We start from the raw sequence: 18,892 nt of genomic DNA, 5'->3' as shown, positions 1-18,892 counted from the left end.
GGTCTCAACGATGTCCAAAGTCGTACTGGCTTCACAACTGCCGAACAAGCGCAACGCCTCGCTCGCGCCCGGCCTGAAACAACGCCACGTCACCATGCTGTCGATCGCCGGGGTGATCGGCGCCGGCCTGTTCGTCGGCTCCGGCCATGCCATCGCCGCCGCCGGCCCGGCCGCCCTGCTCGCCTACCTGATCGCCGGCACCCTGGTGGTGCTGGTCATGCGCATGCTCGGCGAAATGGCGGTCGCCTCCCCCGATACCGGTTCCTTCTCCACCTACGCCGACCGCTCCATCGGCCGCTGGGCCGGTTTCACCATCGGCTGGCTCTACTGGTGGTTCTGGGTGCTGGTGATCCCCCTCGAAGCGATCGCCGCCGCGGCCATCCTCAACGCCTGGTTCCCGGCCATCGACACCTGGATCTTCGCCCTCGCGGTGACCTTCCTGCTCACCGTCACCAACCTCTTCAGCGTGGCCCGCTACGGCGAGTTCGAGTTCTGGTTCGCGCTGCTCAAGGTGATCGCCATCATCGCCTTCATCGTGCTCGGCGCGGTGGCCATCGTCGGCGGCCTGCCGGAACGCGAGGTCAGCGGCCTGTCCAGCCTGATGGCGAGCCACGGCGGCTTCGTGCCGAACGGCTACGGCGCGGTGCTCGGCGCCCTGCTGACGACCATGTTCAGCTTCATGGGCACCGAGATCGTCACCATCGCCGCCGCCGAGTCCAAGGACCCGGCGAAGCAGATCACCCGCGCCACCAACTCGGTGATCTGGCGGATCGGCCTGTTCTACCTGGTGTCGATCTTCATCGTGATCTCCATCGTGCCGTGGAACGACCCGCTGCTGATCCAGGTCGGCTCCTACCAGCGCGCCCTGGAGCTGCTGGACATCCCGCACGCCAAGCTGATCGTCGACCTGGTGGTACTGGTCGCCGTGGCCAGTTGCCTGAACTCGGCGATCTACACCTCGTCGCGGATGGTCTTCTCCCTGGCCAAGCGCGGCGACGCCCCGAGCGTGCTCAAGCTGACCAACACCGCCCACGTACCACGCCCGGCGGTGCTGGCCAGCACCGCGGTGGGCTTCCTCACCACCATCGTCAACTACTTCGCACCGGAGAAGGTCTTCACCTTCCTCCTCGCCAGCTCCGGCGCCGTGGCGCTACTGGTGTACCTGGTGATCGCCGTGGCCCAGTTGCGCATGCGCAAGCAATTGCAGGCCAGCGGCCAGCCCATCGAGTTCCGCATGTGGCTATATCCCTGGCTGACCTGGGCGGTGATCCTGTTCATCGTCGCCGCACTGAGCATCATGCTGATCATGCCGGAGCACCGTCACGAGGTGTTCGCCACCGCTCTGCTGACGATCTTCACCGTCTGCCTCGGGCTGCTCAACGCGCGACGCAAGCCGCGCCTCGGCGAGGACTACGCCGGGAAGACGGCGCGGGTCTGAGCCCACCACCGGGGGAAGAACCCAGACAGCCCTCCAAAGAAAAGCCCGGCCAATGGCCGGGCTTCTTCAGGCAAGGTCGTCTCAGACCTTCCTGACGAATTCCGATTTCAGCTTCATCGCGCCAATGCCGTCGATCTTGCAATCGATGTCGTGGTCGCCGTCCACCAGGCGGATGTTCTTCACCTTGGTGCCGACCTTCACCACCAGCGAGGAGCCTTTCACTTTCAGGTCCTTGATCACGGTGATGGTATCGCCGTCCTGGAGAACGTTGCCCACCGAATCCTTGATCACCTTGCCATCATCGGACGCCGTAGCGGCCTCGTTCGGCGACCATTCATGGGCGCACTCCGGGCAGACCAGCAGCGCACCATCCTCGTAGGTGTATTCGGAGTTGCATTGGGGACAGGGCGGCAGCGTGCTCACGGCATTCTCTCTTCAGCAGGGGGACGAAAACCGCAGATTATATAGGGTTTCTCGCTCCCCTGCCGAACCGCCTCAGAGCCCCTTGGTCTTCGGCGCGCCGAGGGCCGGCCCGGAGAAGTCGAGGGTGCCCTTTTCGCTGAAGCGCACGGTGCCGAACAGGCCTCCGGCGAGCTTGCCCTTCACCACGTAGGGCATGCCCCGGGTCGGCGCGTTGTTGCTCAGGCCCCAGGCCTGGCGGAAGGCGGAAAAGGCGGAGACGGTCAGCGGCACGCTCACCACCCGCTCGCCGAAGCGCGGCACCTCGCCGGTCTGGTCGCTGACGCCGCTGGCCAGGGGCTGGCCGTTGACGTCGAGGTCGAGGGCGATGCCGTTGTATTCGATCGGCTCGTCGTTGGGGTTCTGTACCCGCAGCTTGACCATGAAGCGCATCTCCATGCCTTGCCCCGGCAGGGGTTCCAGGCCGACCAGGTCGATACGCAACGGATCGCGCTGGCCGAAGGTGCTGCAGGCGCTCAACAGGACGCCCAGGCACAGGGCCGGCAGCAGGCGGCCGAGGTTCGCAGGCAGGCGCATGGGTTCTCCTCCTTGGGTCGAATGTGCGCCCATGGTGCCACAGCCGCTAGAATTCGCCGCGCAGCCGATCCGGCTGCGCCAATGGACAAAGGACATGCCCATGCCTACACGCGTTCTGCGCGGCCTCGTCGCCGCCCTCCCACTGTTCCTCGCCGCCTGCTCGGACTCCGCTCCGTCCAGCGAGGAGATCGCCCGCCTGCTCGCCGAGCGCGGCTTCGACAAACCCGCCTGCGCCAGCTCCACCCTGTTCAAGACCTTCCCGGTGACGCTCTCCGACAGCTTCTCCGGCCCCGGCCCGGCGAAAGGCAACGCCGCGGTCTACGACGCGCTGGTCGGCGTCGGCCTGCTGCGCCGCGACGGCGATTCCTACGACCTCACGCCCGCCGGCCGCGAGGACTACAAGCCCGAGTCGAAGGCCTTCTGCTACAGCAGCGGCTTCGACGTCAGCGTCCGTTCGGTGGACCCCGCCAAGCCCGACGACTACGGCCCGGCCGTGGAAAAGGGCTGGTTGGTCACCGTCGAGGTCAAGCCACGCGAAGTGAAGGACTGGGCGAAGAACCCCGAGGTGCTCAAGCAGGCCAGCCTGACCACCCTGCAACAGATCACCCAACCGCAGGTCGGCCAGGTCTCGCTGGTCAAGCCACGCGGCGAGGAAGGCTACAAGCTCGTCAACACCCGCTTCTCGCCCAGGCAGGGCTTCCACTTCAACCAGGCCTGGTAATCCCGCGCCCCCTTCCGCCCGCCCCGCTCGGGGCGGGCTCCTCATTCAACCCACTGATCGATAAAGGTTTTTTCGTCGGACGAAACAGCCTGGCGATTGCTCGCCCGAGGGCTTTCGTATACATTTGTTTTCACTGTAAACACCGTATACAACGAAAACGAAGCTGATCAGAAAATGAGCACCGTAGTCTCGTTCCGCGCCGATGACGCCCTGGTCGCGGCCCTCGACGAACTGGCCCGCGCCACCCACCGCGACCGCCCGTATCACCTGCGGCAGGCGCTCGCGCAGTACCTGGAAAGGCAGCAGTGGCAGGTCGCTGCCATCGATGAAGGCTTGGCCGATGCCAATGCCGGTCGCCTGCTGGAACACACCGAGATCGAGAAGCGCTGGGGGCTGCAATGAGCCTGAAGTGGACCCGCAAGGCGGCCGCCGACCTGGACGCCATCTACGACCATTACGTCGTGCTGATCGGCCCGGAAAAAGCCCTGAAAGCCGTCCAGGACATCGTCGAGCAGGTGAAACCGCTGCAGCAGGTAGCCAACCAGGGGGCAGGGCGGCCCAGCGAGGTGCCAGGCGTACGCACCCTGACCCTGGAGCGCTGGCCGTTCAGCGCCCCTTTTCGGGTAAAAGGCAAGGAAATCCAGATTTTGCGCATCGACAGGGTCGAAATTACCCCCTAAAAGTGGTCACACGGTTACAAGATGTTTCAAAACGAATATTTACCTTGACTTGTACGTAGTTATTTATTTCGGACAAAACATCCATAACTCACAAGAAATGGACATTTTTCGACCAGACAAATGAGAGCGACCAACTTGCGACCACTGCAACCTGATTAGTTCTTTAACTGACTTATGCTTCGCTCCCATATGCATCCGTATTTTTCCGAAACCCGACGACCTCGCCCGCTGGGCATGCTTTCTCGCGCTTTTTCCGGTGATTTTTCCCCAGGAGCAGTCTCCCGCAAGGAGGAACCGGCATGGATTCGCTGAAAGGCATGGCGATCTTCGCCACTGTGGTGGACAAGGGCTCGATGGCAGCCGCGGCCCAGAGCCTGGGCATGACCCCTTCGGCAGTCAGCCAGCAGATCCGCAAGCTGGAGAGCCGCGCCCAGGTCACTTTGCTGCATCGCACCACCCGCCGGCTGACCCTGACCGAGGCCGGCGAGGCGTTCTATCGCAGTTGCGCGCAGATGCTGGCGATCGCCGAGGAAGCCGAGCGGCGGCTTGGCGAATGGCGCGATGCGCCGGTGGGTGAGTTGCGCCTGGCGGCGCCGGTGGGGTTCTCCGGCACGCTGATCACCCAGGCGCTGAAACCGTTGCTGGAGAACCACCGCCAGTTGCGCCTGCAGCTGTTCTTCCAGGACGAGCGCATCGATCTGGTCGCCGAGCGCATCGACCTGGCGATACGCGTCGGCAATCTCGCCGACTCCAGCCTGGTGGCGCGCCACCTCGGCGATTGGAGCAGCGTGCTCTGCGCGGCGCCGGCCTATTTGCGCCAACGGGCGCCGATCAACCGTCCGGAGCAGTTGACCGAGGTCGACTGGATTTCCCTGAACACCTCGAACCACCTCAACCACCTGACGCTCAGCGGGCCGGGCGGGGAAGTCTGCAAACTGCGCCTGGAGCCACGGGTGGCCGCCAACGGGATGCTCGCGGTGCGTCAGTTCACCCTCGACGGACTCGGCGTGTCCTACCAGCCGCTGCCGGAGGTGCGCGACGCGCTGAACGACGGGCGCCTGCAACAGCTATTGCCGGAGTGGAGGATTCCCGGGCTCGGCATCTATGCGGTGACGCCACGGCGCGAGGCCCAGCCGGCCAAGGTGAAGGTCGCCATCGAGGCGCTGCGGCGAGCGTTCGCCACGGACGGGGATGAGCGCTGGAGCTGACCGACGGACTGCCGGCCAGCTCCAGGTACCGTCAGGAGAAGCGGCCGAGGGTCAGGGTGACCTCGCCGATGTCCGTGCCCGTAGCGTTGCCGCCGCTGGTGATGCCAGCATAGTCCGCCGATGCCGGTGTGAAGCCCCAGGTGTTGGTGGCGCCGGATTTCCACGGGTCATCCCAGCTGAAGGTGCCCATCTTGGTGTTGCCGTCGTAGCAGTCGAAGCTGCCCTGGGTGCCGGACGAAGCGTTCTCCCGTCCGCAGGAGGCGATCCATTGCGGGCTGCCGGCCTGCACGTTCATGCTGCTGACTTCCTCGGTGGAAATCTCGTCGTCCTTGTTGGTGTAGCGGTAGAACTTGCCCCATTGCAAGGTGGCGTTGCGGATGCCCACCGTGCCGATGGATTTGGATACCACGACCTTCACTGCGATCCATTCTGCGTATGCCATGTCGATCTCCGTTAACCATGCGTTCACAGCTTCCTGTAGGACGTCACGGACAGGACCGGGCGCTCACAACGGACCCTTGGCTACTTCGACCAGCACGGCGCCATCCCTGACCCGCTTCACTATAGGCTGGCCACCAGCCACCACCGCCTGCCAGATCTGGTAGGCGGCGGCCGGGGAGGTCAGGCCCTCCGGCGCTTTTCCCCGCGAGGGGCCTTCATGCCGAATGCCTCGCGCAGGTCGGTGGTGGGTGGAGGCAGGAAGCGCATGCGGGCGAACAGGCCTCGCAGGTAAGCGTCCATCAGCGCAGCCGCCGCCGCGCTGTCGCCGTCCTCCAGGGCATCGAGCAGGGCGCGCTGCGCGGCGCAGGCCTCGGCGGTATAGACCGCCCCCTTGTTCAGCGCGATGTCCAGCGAGGCGCGTGCCACCAGGCCACGGACGAAACCCTGCAGCAAGGGATTCTCGGTCAGTTCGGCCAGGCGCAGGTGGAAGCGCCCGGCGAGACGGATCAGCCCGGCGCTGTCGCGGGCCGCGAGGCAAGCCTGCTCCTCGTCGACCAGCGCCCGTAGCTCGGCAAGGGCGGCGGGATCCAGCCCCGCGGGCAGTTGCCGCACCACTTCGCTTTCCACCAGCAGGCGCGCGTCCAGCACCTGCCGCGCCTGGCGCTCGTCCGGGCGGGCGACGCTGGCGACCTCCTTCGGCGGCATCACCACCGCGCCGTCCTCGGCGAGACGGGTGAGGGCACGCTGGATGGTACCGTTGCTGACCCGGAAGATCTGCCCGAGGGTTTCCTTGCTCAGCTTGGCGGCCGGCGCCAGGCGCTTTTCCAGGATTGCCGTGTAGATGCTTTCGTAGACGAAATGGCTGGTGGGGCGCAGCGCGGCGCCCTGCTGGGTACGTGCTTCGAATCCGACCATGTTCACACCTGTCGAGTCGTGCTTGTGGGCCTTCGCAGGCGGCGGACGAAAGCCGTCCGGGCGCCGCGACGGTCCCGGGTTGGAACCCTGGCGCGGGCGATCAGACCTGCGGCAAGCGCAGGTCGATGTTCAGGCGCGCGCCTTCGTTGAGGATGTGCTGGCGCATCGCCTGGCTCGCCCGCTCGCTGTCGTGCTGGCGGATCGCACGGAGGATGGCGTCGTGTTCCTGGAGGATCTCCTCGGCGTATTCCGGCTGGCGGCGCACCAGGTTGTCGCTGCGTTCCAGGGCGCTGCCGATCTGTTCGGAAACGCTGAGGAAGATCGGGTTCGAGGTGAGCTTCACCAGGCGCCGGTGGAAGGCCGTGTAGGCCTCAACCAGAGCCTGCGGGTCGCCATCCTCGACCGCTTCGCGCAGGTCCAGCAGCAACAGCCGCAGTTCGCTGATCTCCGCCGCCCCGGCGCTCTGCGCGACGATGCCGACGATGAACGGCTCCAGCGCATAGCGCAGTTGCAGGACGTCTTCCATGGTCGCCTCGCCGGGCGCCGCGACCTCGCGCAGCGGTTCGCTGCGTTCGAGGACCATCACGCCCTTGCCCGGCAGCGAACGGACCACGCCCAGGGTCTCCAGGACCATGATCGCCTCGCGCAGGCTCGGCCGGCTGATTTCCATCTGCTCAGCCAGCTCGCGCTGGCCGGGCAACATCTGGCCGGCGACCCAGCGACCCTGCTCGATGGTGTCGAGCAGGCGCTGGGCAACCGCGTTGACCAGCTTGGACGAAGAAAACATGTCGCCTCCCTTTACTTGCCAATCGGACGTGCAACGCGCCTCGGCGCGTCAGCCATGCAGCTTGCCTTCCCCGGCCACCGCACTGCGCTTGAGCGGCTCGCCGTCGGCCTTGGCTGGCGCCTCCAGGCGCCCGTCGAGTATGGCCTGCGCGCGCGGCATATCGATGTCGTTTTCCCAGCGGGCGATGGTCACGGTGGCCACGCAGTTGCCGATCAGGTTGGTCAGCGCGCGGCCGATGCCCATGAACCAGTCCACCGAAAGCACCAGCACCAGGCCGGCCACCGGGATCGCCGGCACCGCGGTGAGGGTGGCGGCGAGGATCACCAGGGCCGAGCCGGGAATGCCGTGGGCGCCCTTGGAGGTGACCAGCGAAACCAGCAGGATGGTGATCAGGTCGGTCATCGCCAGCGGCGTGCCGGTGACGTGGGCGATGAACACCACCGCCAGGGTCAGGTAGATCGAGAATCCGTCGAGGTTGAACGAGTAGCCGGTGGGAATCACCAGTCCTACCGTGGAGCTACGGATGCCCATGTGCTCGAGCTTGCGCATCACCTGCGGCAGCACCGCGTCGGAGGAGGCGGTGCCCATCACGATCAGCAGCTCTTCGCGGAAGTAGCGCAGGAACGGCAGCATGCGCACCCCGGAGAGACGCAGGACGCTGCCGAGCACCGCCATGACGAAGACCAGGCAGGTGGCGTAGAACACCAGCACCAGCGCGCCCAGGTGGCTGAGCGAGTCGACGCCGTAGCGGGCGGTGGTGAAGGCCACCGCGCCGAACACGCCGAGCGGTGCCAGGCGCACGATCATGCCCATGATGCGGAACACGATGTGGCTGAATTCGTTGATCAGGCGGGCCACGCCGCTGGCCTGCTCGCCGACCAGGTTCAGGGCGCTGCCGAACAGCACGGAGAACAGCAGGACCTGGAGGATGTCGTTCTCGGCGAAGGCGCTGAACACAGAGGTCGGGATCAGGCCCATGAGGAATGCCACGGGGCCATGGATTTCCTGGGTGCGCCCGGTATACAGGGCGACGTCGCCGGCGGGCAGTTCGTTGAGATGGATGTTGGCGCCGCTGCCCAGGCCCAGGCTGTAGGCGACCACCAGGCCGAGGACCAGGGCGATGGTGGTGAGGATTTCGAAGTAGATCACCGACTTCAGGCCGATGCGGCCGACCTTCTTCAGGTCGCCGGCGCCGGAGATGCCGTTGACCACCACGCAGAAGACGATCAGTGCGATGAGCATCTTGATCAGCTTGATGAAGCCATCGCCCAGCGGCTTCATCTGCACGGCCAGGTCGGGAATGCCGACCCCGCAGATCACGCCTATCACCAGGCCAATCACGACTTGCAGGAATATCGAGCGGGAACAGCGCTTGATGAACATCGCAGGAGTCTCCATTCGGCGCTTCCATCGGGCCTCGCGGAGGCGGGCGATGAACGCATTTTTATTGTGGTATTACCGGTCTGACCAGTTCAGCCTATACGCAAAGAAGTCAGCCTGACAAGCCGCTATCGGCGGGCGCGACGAATGGCCAGGAACCACGGCACGCGCGGGCCGCAGCCGGGAGGAGGGCGCTCGGATGGCGCAAGGCGGCGGGCCAGAGCGGCTCGCCGCGGGGAAGGGGAGGTCAGCCGGCGAGGGCCTCGGCGACGAAATCGAGGCGATCCTGGCCGAAGAACAACTGGTCGCCGACGAAGAAGCTGGGCGCGCCGAAGACGCCGCGCCGCACCGCCTCTTCGGTGGTCGCCTTGAGCCCCTCCTTGACCTGCTCGTCGCCAACCAGGCGGAGGAACTCATCCGGATCGAACCCAGCCTCCGCCAGCACCTGGGCGACCACCTCGGGCTTGCCGAGGTTCTGCTGTCGTACCCACAACGCTTCGAACACCGCTTTCAGGTAGGGCTGGAACCCTTCGCCGCCGAGATAGCCCTGGGCGCCGCGCATCAGCGTCAGGGTGTTGATCGGGAAGGCCGGGTTGAAGGCCAGCGGCACGCCGTAGCGTTTCGCATAGCGCGCCAGGTCGTGGAGGGTGTAGCGCCCCTTGGCCGGCACCTCGATCGGCGAATGGTTGCCGGTGGCCTTGAACACGCCGCCCAGCAGCATCGGCCGCCAGGCGATGCTCGCGCCATGGGCGGCGGCGATGCGCGGCAGTTGGGTCCAGGCGAGGTAGGTGGTGGGACTGCCGAAGTCGAAGAAGAACTCGATTTGCTTGCTCATGCGTGGCTCTTTCCGTGGCGGGGATCAGAAGGTTTCCATCCAGGGGCGCAGGTCCAGTTCGTGCACCCAGCAGTCGCGCGGCTGGCAGTGGATCTGCCAGTAGGTCTCGGCGATGTGCTCGGGATCGAGGATGCCGTCCTGCTCCTTGCGCTTGTACAGCTCGGGCAGGGTTTCGCGGATGAAGTCGGTGTCGATGGCGCCGTCGATGATCGGGTGGGCGACGTGGATGCCCTTCGGCCCCAGCTCGCGCGCCATGCTCTGGGCCAGGGCACGCAGGGCGAACTTGGCGCCGGAGAACGCGGCGAAATGCGCGCGGCCGCGCAACGAGGCGGTGGCGCCAGTGAAGATGATCGTTCCGCGCTGCCGCGGCAGCATCACCCGCGCCGCCTCGCGGCCGGTGAGGAAGCCGCCGAAGGCGGCCATCTCCCAGACCTTGCGATAGACCCGTTCGGTGGTTTCGGTGATCGGGAACCAGACGTTGGCGCCGACGTTGAAGATCACCGCCTCCAGCGCACCGACCTCACCCTCGATGCGGGCGAAGAGGTCGATCACCTGCTGCTCCTGGCGTGCGTCGCAGCCGCAGGCCAGGGCCTCGCCGCCTTGGTCGCGGATGGCCTGCACCAGCGGCTCCAGCTTCTCCGCGTTGCGCCGGGCGACGCACGCCACGTAGCCCTCGCGGGCGAACCGCCGGGCGATGGCGCCACCGGTGGCGTCGCCGGCGCCCATTACCAGAACCGCTTTGCGCTGGGTCATTGCAGAGGCCTCTCTTGTTAGTTCTTTTTTAGAACCCAATAGAGACGATAGTTAGTTCTTAAAAGGAACTTGTCAACTGGCAAGGGCTCGAGTGATATCCGCGCACCAATTACTCTGCCTGTCCCGGCCTGCCCGGCACGTCCTCTCCCTGAAGAGAGGGGACCGGTCGGCGGAGCCTGGTACGACAGCGTCCTTCCTGCCGTAACGCCATCGGCGTTTATCCGCCGATTCGCGTCGGCGGCCAGGCCTGGAACGCTCAGCCGCGCCGCAGCAGGCGCCCCTTCCAGAACAGCCCCTCGCGTACCGTCACGTCCCGCGCGTGCAGCGGCTCACCGCATTCGGAACAGACCAGCACGCCATGCATGTGCTGGCCGCAATGCTTGTGCACATGCTCCAGCGGCGGCCCCTCGACGCCGGCGAGGTGGCGGTCGCCCCAGTTCACCAGGGAAAGGATGGCCGGGTACAGTTCCATCCCTTTCTCGGTAAGCCGGTATTCCTCGCGCAGCGGCCTTTCCTGGTAGGGCACCTTGGCCAGTATCTCCGCTTCGACAAGGCGCTTGAGGCGGTCGGCGAGGACGTGACGGGTCACGCCGAGGCTGCGCTCGAAGTCGTCGAAACGGCGCACGCCGAGAAAGCAGTCGCGCAATACCAGCAGGGTCCAGCGATCGCCGAGGATCGCCAGCACCCGCGCCAGCGAACAGGGTTGTTCGCTCAGTTCTTCCCAACGCATGAGACACCTCCAGCCGTTCGGCAAAGGATAGTCGCGTGGGTTCTGAAACGAAACCGACCGGCCACGCCTTTCCAGCGGCCCGCCGCCCATGGCATAACCGCGTTCCTGTCTCCTGTCCCGGAATCCCGACCATGTCGCTCGACTGGACCTGCAAGCACCACGCCGACCTCACCCTGAAGGAACTCTACGCGCTGCTGCAATTGCGCACCGAGGTCTTCGTGGTGGAACAGAAATGCCCCTACCAGGAAGTCGACGGCCTCGACCTGGTCGGCGATACCCATCACCTGATGGCCTGGCGCGACGGCCAGTTGCTCGCCTACCTGCGCCTGCTGGACCCGGTTCGCCACGAGGGCCAGGTGGTGATCGGCCGAGTGGTCAGTTCCTCGGCCGCGCGCGGCCAGGGGCTCGGTCACCAGTTGATGGAACGCGCGCTGCAGGCGGCGGAGCGCCTCTGGCTGGACACCCCGGTGTACCTCTCGGCCCAGGCCCACCTGCAGGCCTACTACGGCCGCTATGGCTTCGTCGCGGTCACCGAGGTCTACCTGGAAGACGACATCCCGCACATCGGCATGCGCCGGGCCTGAGGCCCGGAGCGGACGGTGGGGGGAGGGAAGGGAATCAGGCCTGCGGCTTGAGCACGCCGGGCAGTTGGGCTTCCAGCTTGGCGTTGTTCAGCGGCGCGCGGATGAAGCCGTGCTGCTCGCCGTCCGGACCGATGATCACCAGGTTGCCGCTGTGGTCGACGGTGTAGTTGGGCTTGCTGGTGTCGGCGGGGATGTAGGGGATGCTCATGGCGTTGGCCAGCTTCTGGATGTTCTCCGGAGTGCCGGTGAGCCCCTGGAAGCCGGCGTTGAAGTAGCCCAGGTATTGCTTGATCTGCTGCGGCGTGTCGCGGTTCGGATCGACGCTGACGAATACCACCTGCAGGTCGTCGCGCACCTCCTGCGGCAGCTTGCCCTGCAATTCGCGGAGCTGGGCGAGGGTGGTCGGGCAGACATCGGGGCAGAAGGTGTAGCCGAAGAACAGCAGGTGCCAGCGACCCTTGAGACTGGCAGTGCTGACCGCCTGGCCGTCCTGGTTGGTGAACTCCAGCGCCGGCACCTTGCGCGTCTGCGGCAGGATCACGATGCCGGCGTCGAGCAGCACGGTGGGATCGGCCTGGCGCTGGGCGGTGAGCACCTTGTGCACGGTGAGGCCGAGGACCAGGGCGACCAGGGCGACGAGGACGAGGACGGTCTTGTTGACTCGAGTCATGGGTGGGCAAGGCTCTAGAGTGGGATCAGAGAAGCAGCTTCAGCGGCAGATAGTGGTCCACCAGCAGCGCCATGAACAGCAGGAACAGGTAGACGATAGAGTACTTGAAGGTCTTTATCGCCGCATGTGGCCGGCTGTCACAGTAGAGCGCCCAGGCCCAGTCGAGGAAGCGCGCGCCCAGGGCCAGGGCGCAGAGCAGGTAGACCAGCCCACTCATGTGGATGACGAACGGCATCAGGCTCACCGCGAACAGCACCAGGGTATAGAGCAGGATGTGCAGCTTGGTGTAGCGCTCGCCGTGGGTCACCGGCAGCATCGGGATGTCGGCCTTGGCGTATTCGTCCTTGCGGTGGATGCATAGCGCCCAGAAGTGCGGTGGGGTCCAGGCGAAGATGATCAGTACCAGCAACAGCGGCTCGGCGCTCAGGTGGCCGGTGATGGCGACCCAGCCGAGCAGCGGCGGCGCCGCCCCGGCGAGCCCGCCGATGACGATGTTCTGCGGCGTGGCGCGCTTCAGGAAGCCGGTGTAGAGCGCCGCGTAGCCGAGCAGCGAGGCGAGGGTCAGCCAGGCCGTCAGCGGGTTGGTGAAGGCCAGCAGCACGGCCATCCCGGCCAGCGCCAGGAGCAGCGCGAAGCCCAGCGCCATGCTCGGCGACACTCGACCCTCGGCCAGCGGCCGCTTGTGGGTCCGCGCCATGATCGAGTCGATGCGCCGGTCCACCACATGGTTGACCGCCGCCGCCGCGCCGGCACAAAGGCCGATGCCGAGGTTGCCGAAGATCAGCACCTGCCAGGGCACGAAGCCATCCAGCGGCGCCTTGGTGGCGAGCAGCATGCCGATCAGCGAGGTGATCAGCATCAGCACCACGACCTTGGGCTTGGTCAGTTCGAGGAAGTCGCGCCAGGTCGGCTGGCTGTGGCGATCGATGACGGTGGCCATATCCTTACCTCCATCCTTCTGTCTGTCAGGCGGCCTTCAGCCGAGAACCTTGCGCCGGCGGCAGCGTGCGGCGCACGCGCTGCGGCGACGGTGCCGGCGCGCGGACGCTGGCCGGCGCGCGCAGGCGATAGTTGACCAACACCAGGCTGAGCAGCAGCAGGGCGCCACCGCCGTTGTGCGCCACCGCCACCGGCAGCGGCAGGTGCAGCAGCACGTTGCTGATGCCCAGGCCGATCTGCAGCGACAGGCCGAGCAGCATCAGCGCAGTCGGCCAGACCAGGCCGCTGCGCTGCAGGCGCCAGGCGAGCAGCAGGAGGACCAGGGTCACGCACAGCGCGCCGATCCGGTGGGTCATGTGGATCGCCGTGCGCGCGTCGCTGTCGAGCTGGCCGCCGAGGTAGTTGGGGCCGATGTGCTGGGTCAGGTGGAAGCCGTTGGCGAAGTCCATCCGCGGCCACCACTCGCCATGGCAGGTGGGCAGGTCGATGCAGGCCACCGCCGCATAGTTGCTGCTGACCCAGCCGCCGAGGGTGATCTGGCCGATCACCAGGAGCAGGGCCAGCCCCGCCAGTCCGCGGGTCGCCGCCGGGTAGCGCCGCGCCGCGAAGCGTCCGGAGAGGCGCAGGGCGAGGAGAAAGAGCAGCGCCAGGGTGGTGAAGCCGCCGAGCAGATGGGCGGTGACCACCTGCGGCCAGAGCTTGAGGGTCACCGTCCACATGCCGAAGGCGGCCTGCGCGATCACCACCGCGAGCAGCAGCAGCGGCAGCTTCAGCGGTTGGCCGTCGCGCCCGCGGCGGACCAGCGCATGCAACGCCAGGCCAAGGATGAGCAGGCCGAGGGCGCCGGCGAAATAGCGGTGGATCATCTCGTTCCAGCCCTTCTGTGCCTCCACCGGGGCGTCGGGGAAGTGCAGTTCGGCGTGGGCCAGTTGCGCCTCGCTCAGCGGCACGTGGACGAAGCCGTAGCAGCCTGGCCAGTCCGGACAGCCGAGGCCGGCGTGGGTCAGCCGGGTATAGGCGCCGAGCAGGACCACCACGGCGGCCAGCAGGGTCGCCAGCACGGCGACGGTGAAACCGGGTTTGCGGGTTGCGCCTGTCATTCGCGGGCCCCTTTTTCTTGTCGTTCTGTCCTCATCGGGCCGGGAACCGCGCCGGCCACGCCGATCAACCGATATGCGAGAGCTTGAGCAGCAGTTGCACGTCCTTCAGCAGCTTCTTGCCGTTGGCCTTGGCGTCGTAGCGCAGCACCAGGTTGCCGTGCGGGTCGACCACCCACAGCAGCGGCCGCTCGCCGCCGCCGGCCTTGTCGTACAGGACAGGGTCCAGGCCGTAGCGCTGCAGGCGCGGGTAGTCCTGCCTCACCAGGTTGGCGAAGTCCGCCGGCAGCTCGCCACTGGCGGCCAGGGCGTGGCCGGCGCGCGAGGCTTCGCGGCCGAGGGCGATGTTGACCTGGCGGGCCAGGTAGACCAGTTGCTGGCAGTCCTCGCCGCAAGTGCCCGGCGCGGTCACCAGCAGTTGCCACTGCTCGCCCTGGCTGCGTCCCTGCACGCCGAGGTCGGCGGGAGTCTGGCCGTTGCCGATCAGCGCGCCGCTGTAGCTGCGCCCCTGCGGTACCCAGAAATTCCATTTGTACATGGCGCTGGCGAGCAGCATCGGCCCCACCACCAGGCCGATGATCGCCAGCAGTTGCAGGCGGCCACGGGCGCGGCGCGGACGTTCAGGCATCTGAATCGCGAGACTCATGGTTTTTCTCCCGTGCGCGGCGCACACCGAGGTAGAGGTAGAGGGCGAGCAGGGCCGTCGCCAGGGCGAACCACTGCACGGCGTAGCCGGTGTGCCGCTCCGGCGGCATCGAGACCAGGGGCCAATCGGTGTCGAAGCTGGCGTCGCCCGCTTCCAGGCGGATTTCCCAGGGCAGCCCGGCGCGACCGAAGGCCTGCCACAGCGCCGGGATGTCGAGCTGGGTCACCAGGCGCGGCCAGCCGCCGGCCGGCGCGTCGGCCAGGTGCAGGCCGCCGGGTGGCGGCAGGTAGGTCCAGGCGTCGAGCAGGAGGACGCGGTCGGGGGTTTCCAGCGTCGGCGGCGAGCGTCGGTCAGTCCATGCGACCCAGCCGCGGTTGACCAGCAGCCAAAGGCCGCTGGCCTGGTCGTAGAAGGGTTGCAGCACCTCGACCCCGGCCTGTCCGTTGCGCAGCCGGTTATCCAGCAGCAGCGTATGCCGCTGGTCGAAGCGGCCGTGCAGGCGCACGCGGACGTACGCCGGGTCGCGCAGTCCCTCTAGCTGCCCGGGCGACACCGGCTCGGCGCCGCGCCGGGCCTCGTAGCTGGCCAGCAGGGCGCGCTTCTCGTCGGCCCGCTGCAACTGCCAGGTGCCCAGCCAGAGCAGCACCGGCAGCAGGCCGAGGACCACCAGGGTCGGCAGCAGGCCGGGGCGGAACGCGCCACGCATGCTGCGTCTGTCATTGCGTCCGGCCTCCCCGAGGCGCTGGCTATACTGCATGAATCCCCCCATCGCCGGAGTCCCACCATGTTGAAAGTGGCGATCGTCCTGCTACTGCTGGCTACCCTGGTGAGCCTGTTCAGCGGCCTGTTCTTCCTGGTCAAGGACCAGGGCCATGGTTCCCGCGTGGTCAATTCGCTGACCGTCCGCGTGGTGCTCGCCGCGGCGACCCTGGTGCTGGTCGCCTGGGGCTTCTACAGCGGCGAGCTGAACAGCCACGCGCCCTGGCATTTCTGATTCCCCCGGTGGCGGTCAGATCACGTAGACGAAGATGAACAGGCCGATCCAGACCACGTCGACGAAGTGCCAGTACCAACTGGCGGCCTCGAAGCCGAAGTGGTGCTCGGCATCGAAGTGACCGCGCAGGATGCGGATCAGCATGATGCCGAGGATCAGCGCGCCGAGGGTCACGTGGGCGCCGTGGAAGCCGGTGAGCATGAAGAAGGTCGAGCCGTAGATGCCGGCGCCGAGGGTCAGGCCCAGCTCGTTGTAGGCGTGCACGTACTCCTCGGCCTGCAGGATCAGGAAGGCGATCCCCAGCAGCACGGTCAGCGCCAGCCAGGCCTTGAGCGGGCCGCGCTTGTTCTTCTTCAGGGCGTGGTGGGCGAAGGTCACGGTGAAGCTGGAGGTGACCAGCAGGATGGTGTTGATCAGCGGCAGCTTCCACGGCTCGATCACCGCGCTCGGCGGCGGGAACAGCTTCGGGTCCGGGGTCTGCAGCAGCGGCCAGCTGTACTGGAAGTTCGGCCAGAGCATGTGCGCCACGCCCTTGGCACCCTCGCCGCCGAGCCAGGGACCGGCGAAGTGGCGGACGTAGAACAGCGCGCCGAAGAAGGCGGCGAAGAACATCACCTCGGAGAAGATGAACCAGCTCATGCCCCAGCGGAACGAGCGGTCCATCTGTGCGCTGTAGAGTCCGGCGCGGCTCTCGCGGATGACGTTGCCGAACCAGCCGAACAGCATGTAGGCGATGATCAGCCCGCCGACGAAGAAGATCCACGGGCCATGGGACTCCTTGTGGCCGGCGGTGAGGTCGTTGAACCAGGTACCCAGGCCGAACACCGTCACCAGCAGGCCGATGCTGGCGATGATCGGCCACTTGCTCTGGGCGGGGACGTAATAGTGTTCGTGGCTTGCCATGTTGTTCTCCTTATCGTCCCGCAACCGGTACGGGCGGCTTCCGCGCAGTGATATCGAAGAGGGTGTAGGCCAGCGTCACGTGCCGCACATCCTTGGGCAGATCGCGGTCGACGATGAAGCGCACCGGCATCTCGATGCTCTCGCCGGGTTGCAGCACCTGCTGGGTGAAACAGAAGCATTCGGTCTTGTGGAAGTAGGCGGCGGCCTCGGCCGGGGCGATGCTCGGGATGGCCTGCGCAGTCATCGGCTTGTCGCTCGGGTTGCGCGCGTAGAACACCATCTGGTTCACCGCGCCGGGATGCACCACCAACTGGTCGCCGGCGGAGCGGAACTCCCAGACCATGTCGATATTGTTCGAGGTCATGAACTGCACCTTCACCTCGCGCCCGACATCCACCTGCTGTTCGCCGCTGTAGGCGCTGCCGGCGGTCTTGCCGTTGATCCCCAGGGCGCGGCACATCACGTCGTAGAGCGGCACCAGGGCGAAGCCGAAGGCGAACATCAGCACGGTCACCAGCAGCAGGCGGCCGACCAGGCGGCGGGTATCGACCTTGGCATCGCTCATGGCGCGCTCCTCACTTGACCTCGGGCGGGGTGCTGAAGGTGTGGTAGGGCGCCGGCGAAGGGATGCTCCACTCCAGGCCCTCGGCGCCGTCCCAGGGCTTGGCAGGGGCCGGCTTGCCGCCGCGGATGCACTTGATGACGATGAACAGGAACAGCAGCTGGGTGGTGCCGAACATGAAGGCGCCGATCGACGAAACCATGTTGAAGTCGGCGAACTGCAGGTTGTAGTCGGGGATCCGTCGCGGCATGCCGGCGAGGCCGACGAAGTGCATCGGGAAGAACGCCAGGTTCATGCCGATGAAGCTCATCCAGAAGTGCAGCTTGCCGAGGGTCTCGTCGTACATGTGGCCGGTCCACTTCGGCAGCCAGTAGTAGGCCGAGGCGAAGATGCCGAAGATCGCGCCGGGCACCAGCACGTAGTGGAAGTGGGCGACCACGAAGTAGGTGTCGTGGTACTGGAAGTCCGCCGGGGCGATCGCCAGCATCAGTCCGGAGAAGCCGCCGATGGTGAACAGGATGACGAAGGCCACGGCGAACAGCATCGGCGTCTCGAAGGTCAGCGAACCCTCCCACATGGTGGTCACCCAGTTGAACACCTTCACCCCGGTGGGCACCGCGATCAGCATGGTGGCGTACATGAAGAACAGCTCGCCGGTGACCGGGATGCCGACCACGAACATGTGGTGCGCCCAGACCACGAAGGAGAGGAAGGCGATGCTGGCGGTGGCGTAGACCATCGAGGTGTAGCCGAACAGCGGCTTGCGCGCGAAGGTCGGGATGATCGCACTGACCGCACCGAAGGCAGGCAGGATCATGATGTACACCTCGGGGTGGCCGAAGAACCAGAACACGTGCTGGAACAGCACCGGGTCGCCGCCGCCGGCGGCGCTGAAGAAGCTGGTGCCGAAGTGGATGTCCATCAGCATCATGGTCACCACGCCGGCCAGCACCGGCATCACCGCGATCAACAGGAACGCGGTGATCAGCCAGGTCCAGACGAACAGCGGCATCTTCATCAGGGTCATGCCCGGGGCGCGCAGGTTGAGGATGGTGGCGATCACGTTGATCGCGCCCATGATCGAGCTGATCCCGGCCAGGTGGATGGCGAAGATGAAGAAGGTCACGCTGTGCGGGGCGAAGGTGGTCGACAGCGGCGCATAGAAGGTCCAGCCGAAGTTGGGGCCGCCGCCGGGCATGAACAGGGTGCTGACCAGCAGGCCGAAGGCCGCCGGCAGCAGCCAGAAGCTGAAGTTGTTCATCCGCGGCAGGGCCATGTCCGGCGCGCCGATCATCAGCGGGATCATCCAGTTGGCCAGGCCGACGAAGGCCGGCATCACCGCGCCGAAGACCATGATCAGGCCGTGCATGGTGGTCATCTGGTTGAAGAACGCCGGCTCGACGATCTGCAGGCCGGGCTGGAACAGCTCAGCGCGGATCACCATGGCCATCGAGCCGCCGAGCAGGAACATCATGAAGCTGAACCACAGGTAGAGGGTGCCGATGTCCTTGTGGTTGGTCGTCAGCACCCAGCGCATCAGGCCCTTGGCCGGTCCGTGGTGGTGGTCGCCGGCATGGTGGTCGGGCGTATCGATCACAGCACTCATGGCGGTC

Annotated in this window: 24 protein-coding genes; 7 read left to right on the top strand and 17 right to left on the bottom strand. The window is 66.3% G+C overall.

The annotated features are described in order from the left end of the window. Positions 1 to 10 precede the first annotated feature (10 nt). Complete coding sequence (gabP, locus tag AC1RB9_RS00685; RefSeq protein WP_003083784.1) at positions 11 to 1,438, top strand: GABA permease; 1,428 nt, start codon at positions 11 to 13, stop codon at positions 1,436 to 1,438. A gap of 81 nt (positions 1,439 to 1,519) precedes the next feature. Here the strand turns inward: gabP and AC1RB9_RS00680 are convergent, their stop codons facing one another. Together AC1RB9_RS00680 and AC1RB9_RS00675 are read right to left on the bottom strand one after the other, a co-directional pair. Further along, positions 1,520 to 1,861 (bottom strand): zinc ribbon domain-containing protein YjdM, encoded by a 342-nt coding sequence (locus AC1RB9_RS00680; protein WP_003101229.1) that lies wholly within the window; start codon positions 1,859 to 1,861, stop codon positions 1,520 to 1,522. Positions 1,862 to 1,933: 72 nt separating this feature from the next. Continuing rightward, entirely contained in the window at positions 1,934 to 2,434 is a 501-nt protein-coding gene (locus tag AC1RB9_RS00675) for an LEA/WHy family protein (RefSeq protein ID WP_003162763.1), read from the bottom strand. 100 nt (positions 2,435 to 2,534) lie between these two features. Between AC1RB9_RS00675 and AC1RB9_RS00670 the strand changes: the two genes are divergently transcribed. The 4 genes from AC1RB9_RS00670 to AC1RB9_RS00655 all read left to right on the top strand — a co-directional run bounded on the left by AC1RB9_RS00670 (position 2,535) and on the right by AC1RB9_RS00655 (position 5,043). Further along, positions 2,535 to 3,155, top strand: coding sequence for a hypothetical protein (locus tag AC1RB9_RS00670; protein ID WP_003101226.1), 621 nt, complete (start codon positions 2,535 to 2,537; stop codon positions 3,153 to 3,155). A 174-nt stretch (positions 3,156 to 3,329) separates the two neighbouring features. After that, on the top strand, positions 3,330 to 3,557 hold the full coding sequence (locus tag AC1RB9_RS00665) for a CopG family ribbon-helix-helix protein (RefSeq protein ID WP_003083775.1): 228 nt from the start codon (positions 3,330 to 3,332) through the stop codon (positions 3,555 to 3,557). Further along, a complete protein-coding gene (parE, locus tag AC1RB9_RS00660) occupies positions 3,554 to 3,835 on the top strand; it encodes a type II toxin-antitoxin system toxin ParE (RefSeq protein WP_003083773.1) in 282 nt (93 codons plus the stop codon). The genes AC1RB9_RS00665 and parE overlap by 4 nt, the downstream gene beginning before the upstream one ends. A 299-nt stretch (positions 3,836 to 4,134) precedes the next feature. Further along, positions 4,135 to 5,043, top strand: coding sequence for a LysR family transcriptional regulator (locus AC1RB9_RS00655; protein WP_003083769.1), 909 nt, complete (start codon positions 4,135 to 4,137; stop codon positions 5,041 to 5,043). Positions 5,044 to 5,074: 31 nt separating this feature from the next. On the opposite strand, the gene AC1RB9_RS00650 is transcribed toward AC1RB9_RS00655, so the two are convergent. The 7 genes from AC1RB9_RS00650 to AC1RB9_RS00620 all read right to left on the bottom strand — a co-directional run bounded on the left by AC1RB9_RS00650 (position 5,075) and on the right by AC1RB9_RS00620 (position 10,884). After that, a complete protein-coding gene (locus tag AC1RB9_RS00650) occupies positions 5,075 to 5,485 on the bottom strand; it encodes an aegerolysin family protein (protein WP_003110659.1) in 411 nt (136 codons plus the stop codon). A 179-nt stretch (positions 5,486 to 5,664) separates the two neighbouring features. Further along, the gene (locus tag AC1RB9_RS00645) at positions 5,665 to 6,399 is read right to left on the bottom strand and encodes a GntR family transcriptional regulator (RefSeq protein WP_003117208.1); all 735 of its coding nucleotides are present in this window, start codon (positions 6,397 to 6,399) and stop codon (positions 5,665 to 5,667) included. Between the two features lie 100 nt (positions 6,400 to 6,499). Beyond that, positions 6,500 to 7,186, bottom strand: a complete 687-nt coding sequence (locus tag AC1RB9_RS00640; protein WP_003083762.1) for a FadR/GntR family transcriptional regulator — start codon at positions 7,184 to 7,186, stop codon at positions 6,500 to 6,502. A 48-nt stretch (positions 7,187 to 7,234) separates the two neighbouring features. Beyond that, entirely contained in the window at positions 7,235 to 8,584 is a 1,350-nt protein-coding gene (locus AC1RB9_RS00635) for a C4-dicarboxylate transporter DctA (protein WP_003142411.1), read from the bottom strand. Between the two features lie 229 nt (positions 8,585 to 8,813). Next, a complete protein-coding gene (locus AC1RB9_RS00630) occupies positions 8,814 to 9,401 on the bottom strand; it encodes a 2-hydroxychromene-2-carboxylate isomerase (protein ID WP_003119512.1) in 588 nt (195 codons plus the stop codon). A 24-nt stretch (positions 9,402 to 9,425) separates the two neighbouring features. Continuing rightward, positions 9,426 to 10,154: an SDR family oxidoreductase gene (locus AC1RB9_RS00625; RefSeq protein ID WP_003083755.1), complete on the bottom strand. Its 729-nt coding sequence runs from the start codon at positions 10,152 to 10,154 to the stop codon at positions 9,426 to 9,428. A gap of 256 nt (positions 10,155 to 10,410) precedes the next feature. Next, positions 10,411 to 10,884, bottom strand: a complete 474-nt coding sequence (locus tag AC1RB9_RS00620; RefSeq protein ID WP_003083753.1) for a winged helix-turn-helix transcriptional regulator — start codon at positions 10,882 to 10,884, stop codon at positions 10,411 to 10,413. Positions 10,885 to 11,015: 131 nt separating this feature from the next. Between AC1RB9_RS00620 and AC1RB9_RS00615 the strand changes: the two genes are divergently transcribed. Beyond that, entirely contained in the window at positions 11,016 to 11,468 is a 453-nt protein-coding gene (locus AC1RB9_RS00615; RefSeq protein ID WP_003083750.1) for a GNAT family N-acetyltransferase, read from the top strand. Between the two features lie 34 nt (positions 11,469 to 11,502). On the opposite strand, the gene senC is transcribed toward AC1RB9_RS00615, so the two are convergent. From senC to AC1RB9_RS00590, 5 genes are all read right to left on the bottom strand, one after another. After that, the gene (senC, locus tag AC1RB9_RS00610) at positions 11,503 to 12,138 is read right to left on the bottom strand and encodes a cytochrome c oxidase copper chaperone SenC (RefSeq protein ID WP_003083748.1); all 636 of its coding nucleotides are present in this window, start codon (positions 12,136 to 12,138) and stop codon (positions 11,503 to 11,505) included. Between the two features lie 25 nt (positions 12,139 to 12,163). Further along, on the bottom strand, positions 12,164 to 13,078 hold the full coding sequence (gene cyoE / locus AC1RB9_RS00605) for a heme o synthase (RefSeq protein ID WP_003083746.1): 915 nt from the start codon (positions 13,076 to 13,078) through the stop codon (positions 12,164 to 12,166). A 25-nt stretch (positions 13,079 to 13,103) separates the two neighbouring features. After that, entirely contained in the window at positions 13,104 to 14,177 is a 1,074-nt protein-coding gene (locus AC1RB9_RS00600) for a COX15/CtaA family protein (protein ID WP_003121617.1), read from the bottom strand. 64 nt (positions 14,178 to 14,241) lie between these two features. Further along, positions 14,242 to 14,820 (bottom strand): hypothetical protein, encoded by a 579-nt coding sequence (locus AC1RB9_RS00595; protein WP_003142395.1) that lies wholly within the window; start codon positions 14,818 to 14,820, stop codon positions 14,242 to 14,244. Continuing rightward, positions 14,795 to 15,589 carry an SURF1 family protein gene (locus AC1RB9_RS00590; RefSeq protein ID WP_003142392.1) on the bottom strand — a complete coding sequence of 265 codons (795 nt, stop codon included), beginning with the start codon at positions 15,587 to 15,589 and terminating at the stop codon, positions 14,795 to 14,797. The genes AC1RB9_RS00595 and AC1RB9_RS00590 overlap by 26 nt, the downstream gene beginning before the upstream one ends. Before the next feature lie 15 nt (positions 15,590 to 15,604). Between AC1RB9_RS00590 and AC1RB9_RS00585 the strand changes: the two genes are divergently transcribed. Then, positions 15,605 to 15,814, top strand: a complete 210-nt coding sequence (locus AC1RB9_RS00585; RefSeq protein WP_003101213.1) for a twin transmembrane helix small protein — start codon at positions 15,605 to 15,607, stop codon at positions 15,812 to 15,814. 15 nt (positions 15,815 to 15,829) lie between these two features. Here AC1RB9_RS00585 and AC1RB9_RS00580 read toward each other — a convergent pair whose 3' ends face one another. Genes AC1RB9_RS00580 through ctaD form a run of 3 tightly spaced genes read right to left on the bottom strand, consistent with a single transcriptional unit; the run spans position 15,830 to position 18,885 of the window. Beyond that, the gene (locus AC1RB9_RS00580) at positions 15,830 to 16,717 is read right to left on the bottom strand and encodes a cytochrome c oxidase subunit 3 (RefSeq protein ID WP_003115030.1); all 888 of its coding nucleotides are present in this window, start codon (positions 16,715 to 16,717) and stop codon (positions 15,830 to 15,832) included. Between the two features lie 10 nt (positions 16,718 to 16,727). Continuing rightward, positions 16,728 to 17,282, bottom strand: a complete 555-nt coding sequence (locus AC1RB9_RS00575) for a cytochrome c oxidase assembly protein (RefSeq protein ID WP_003083725.1) — start codon at positions 17,280 to 17,282, stop codon at positions 16,728 to 16,730. 10 nt (positions 17,283 to 17,292) lie between these two features. Next, positions 17,293 to 18,885 (bottom strand): cytochrome c oxidase subunit I, encoded by a 1,593-nt coding sequence (ctaD, locus tag AC1RB9_RS00570; protein WP_003083723.1) that lies wholly within the window; start codon positions 18,883 to 18,885, stop codon positions 17,293 to 17,295. Positions 18,886 to 18,892: the final 7 nt, after the last annotated feature.

The organism is Pseudomonas sp. 20-5, from assembly GCF_056782835.1.
This window is presented reverse-complemented; position numbering and strand designations above follow the sequence as displayed.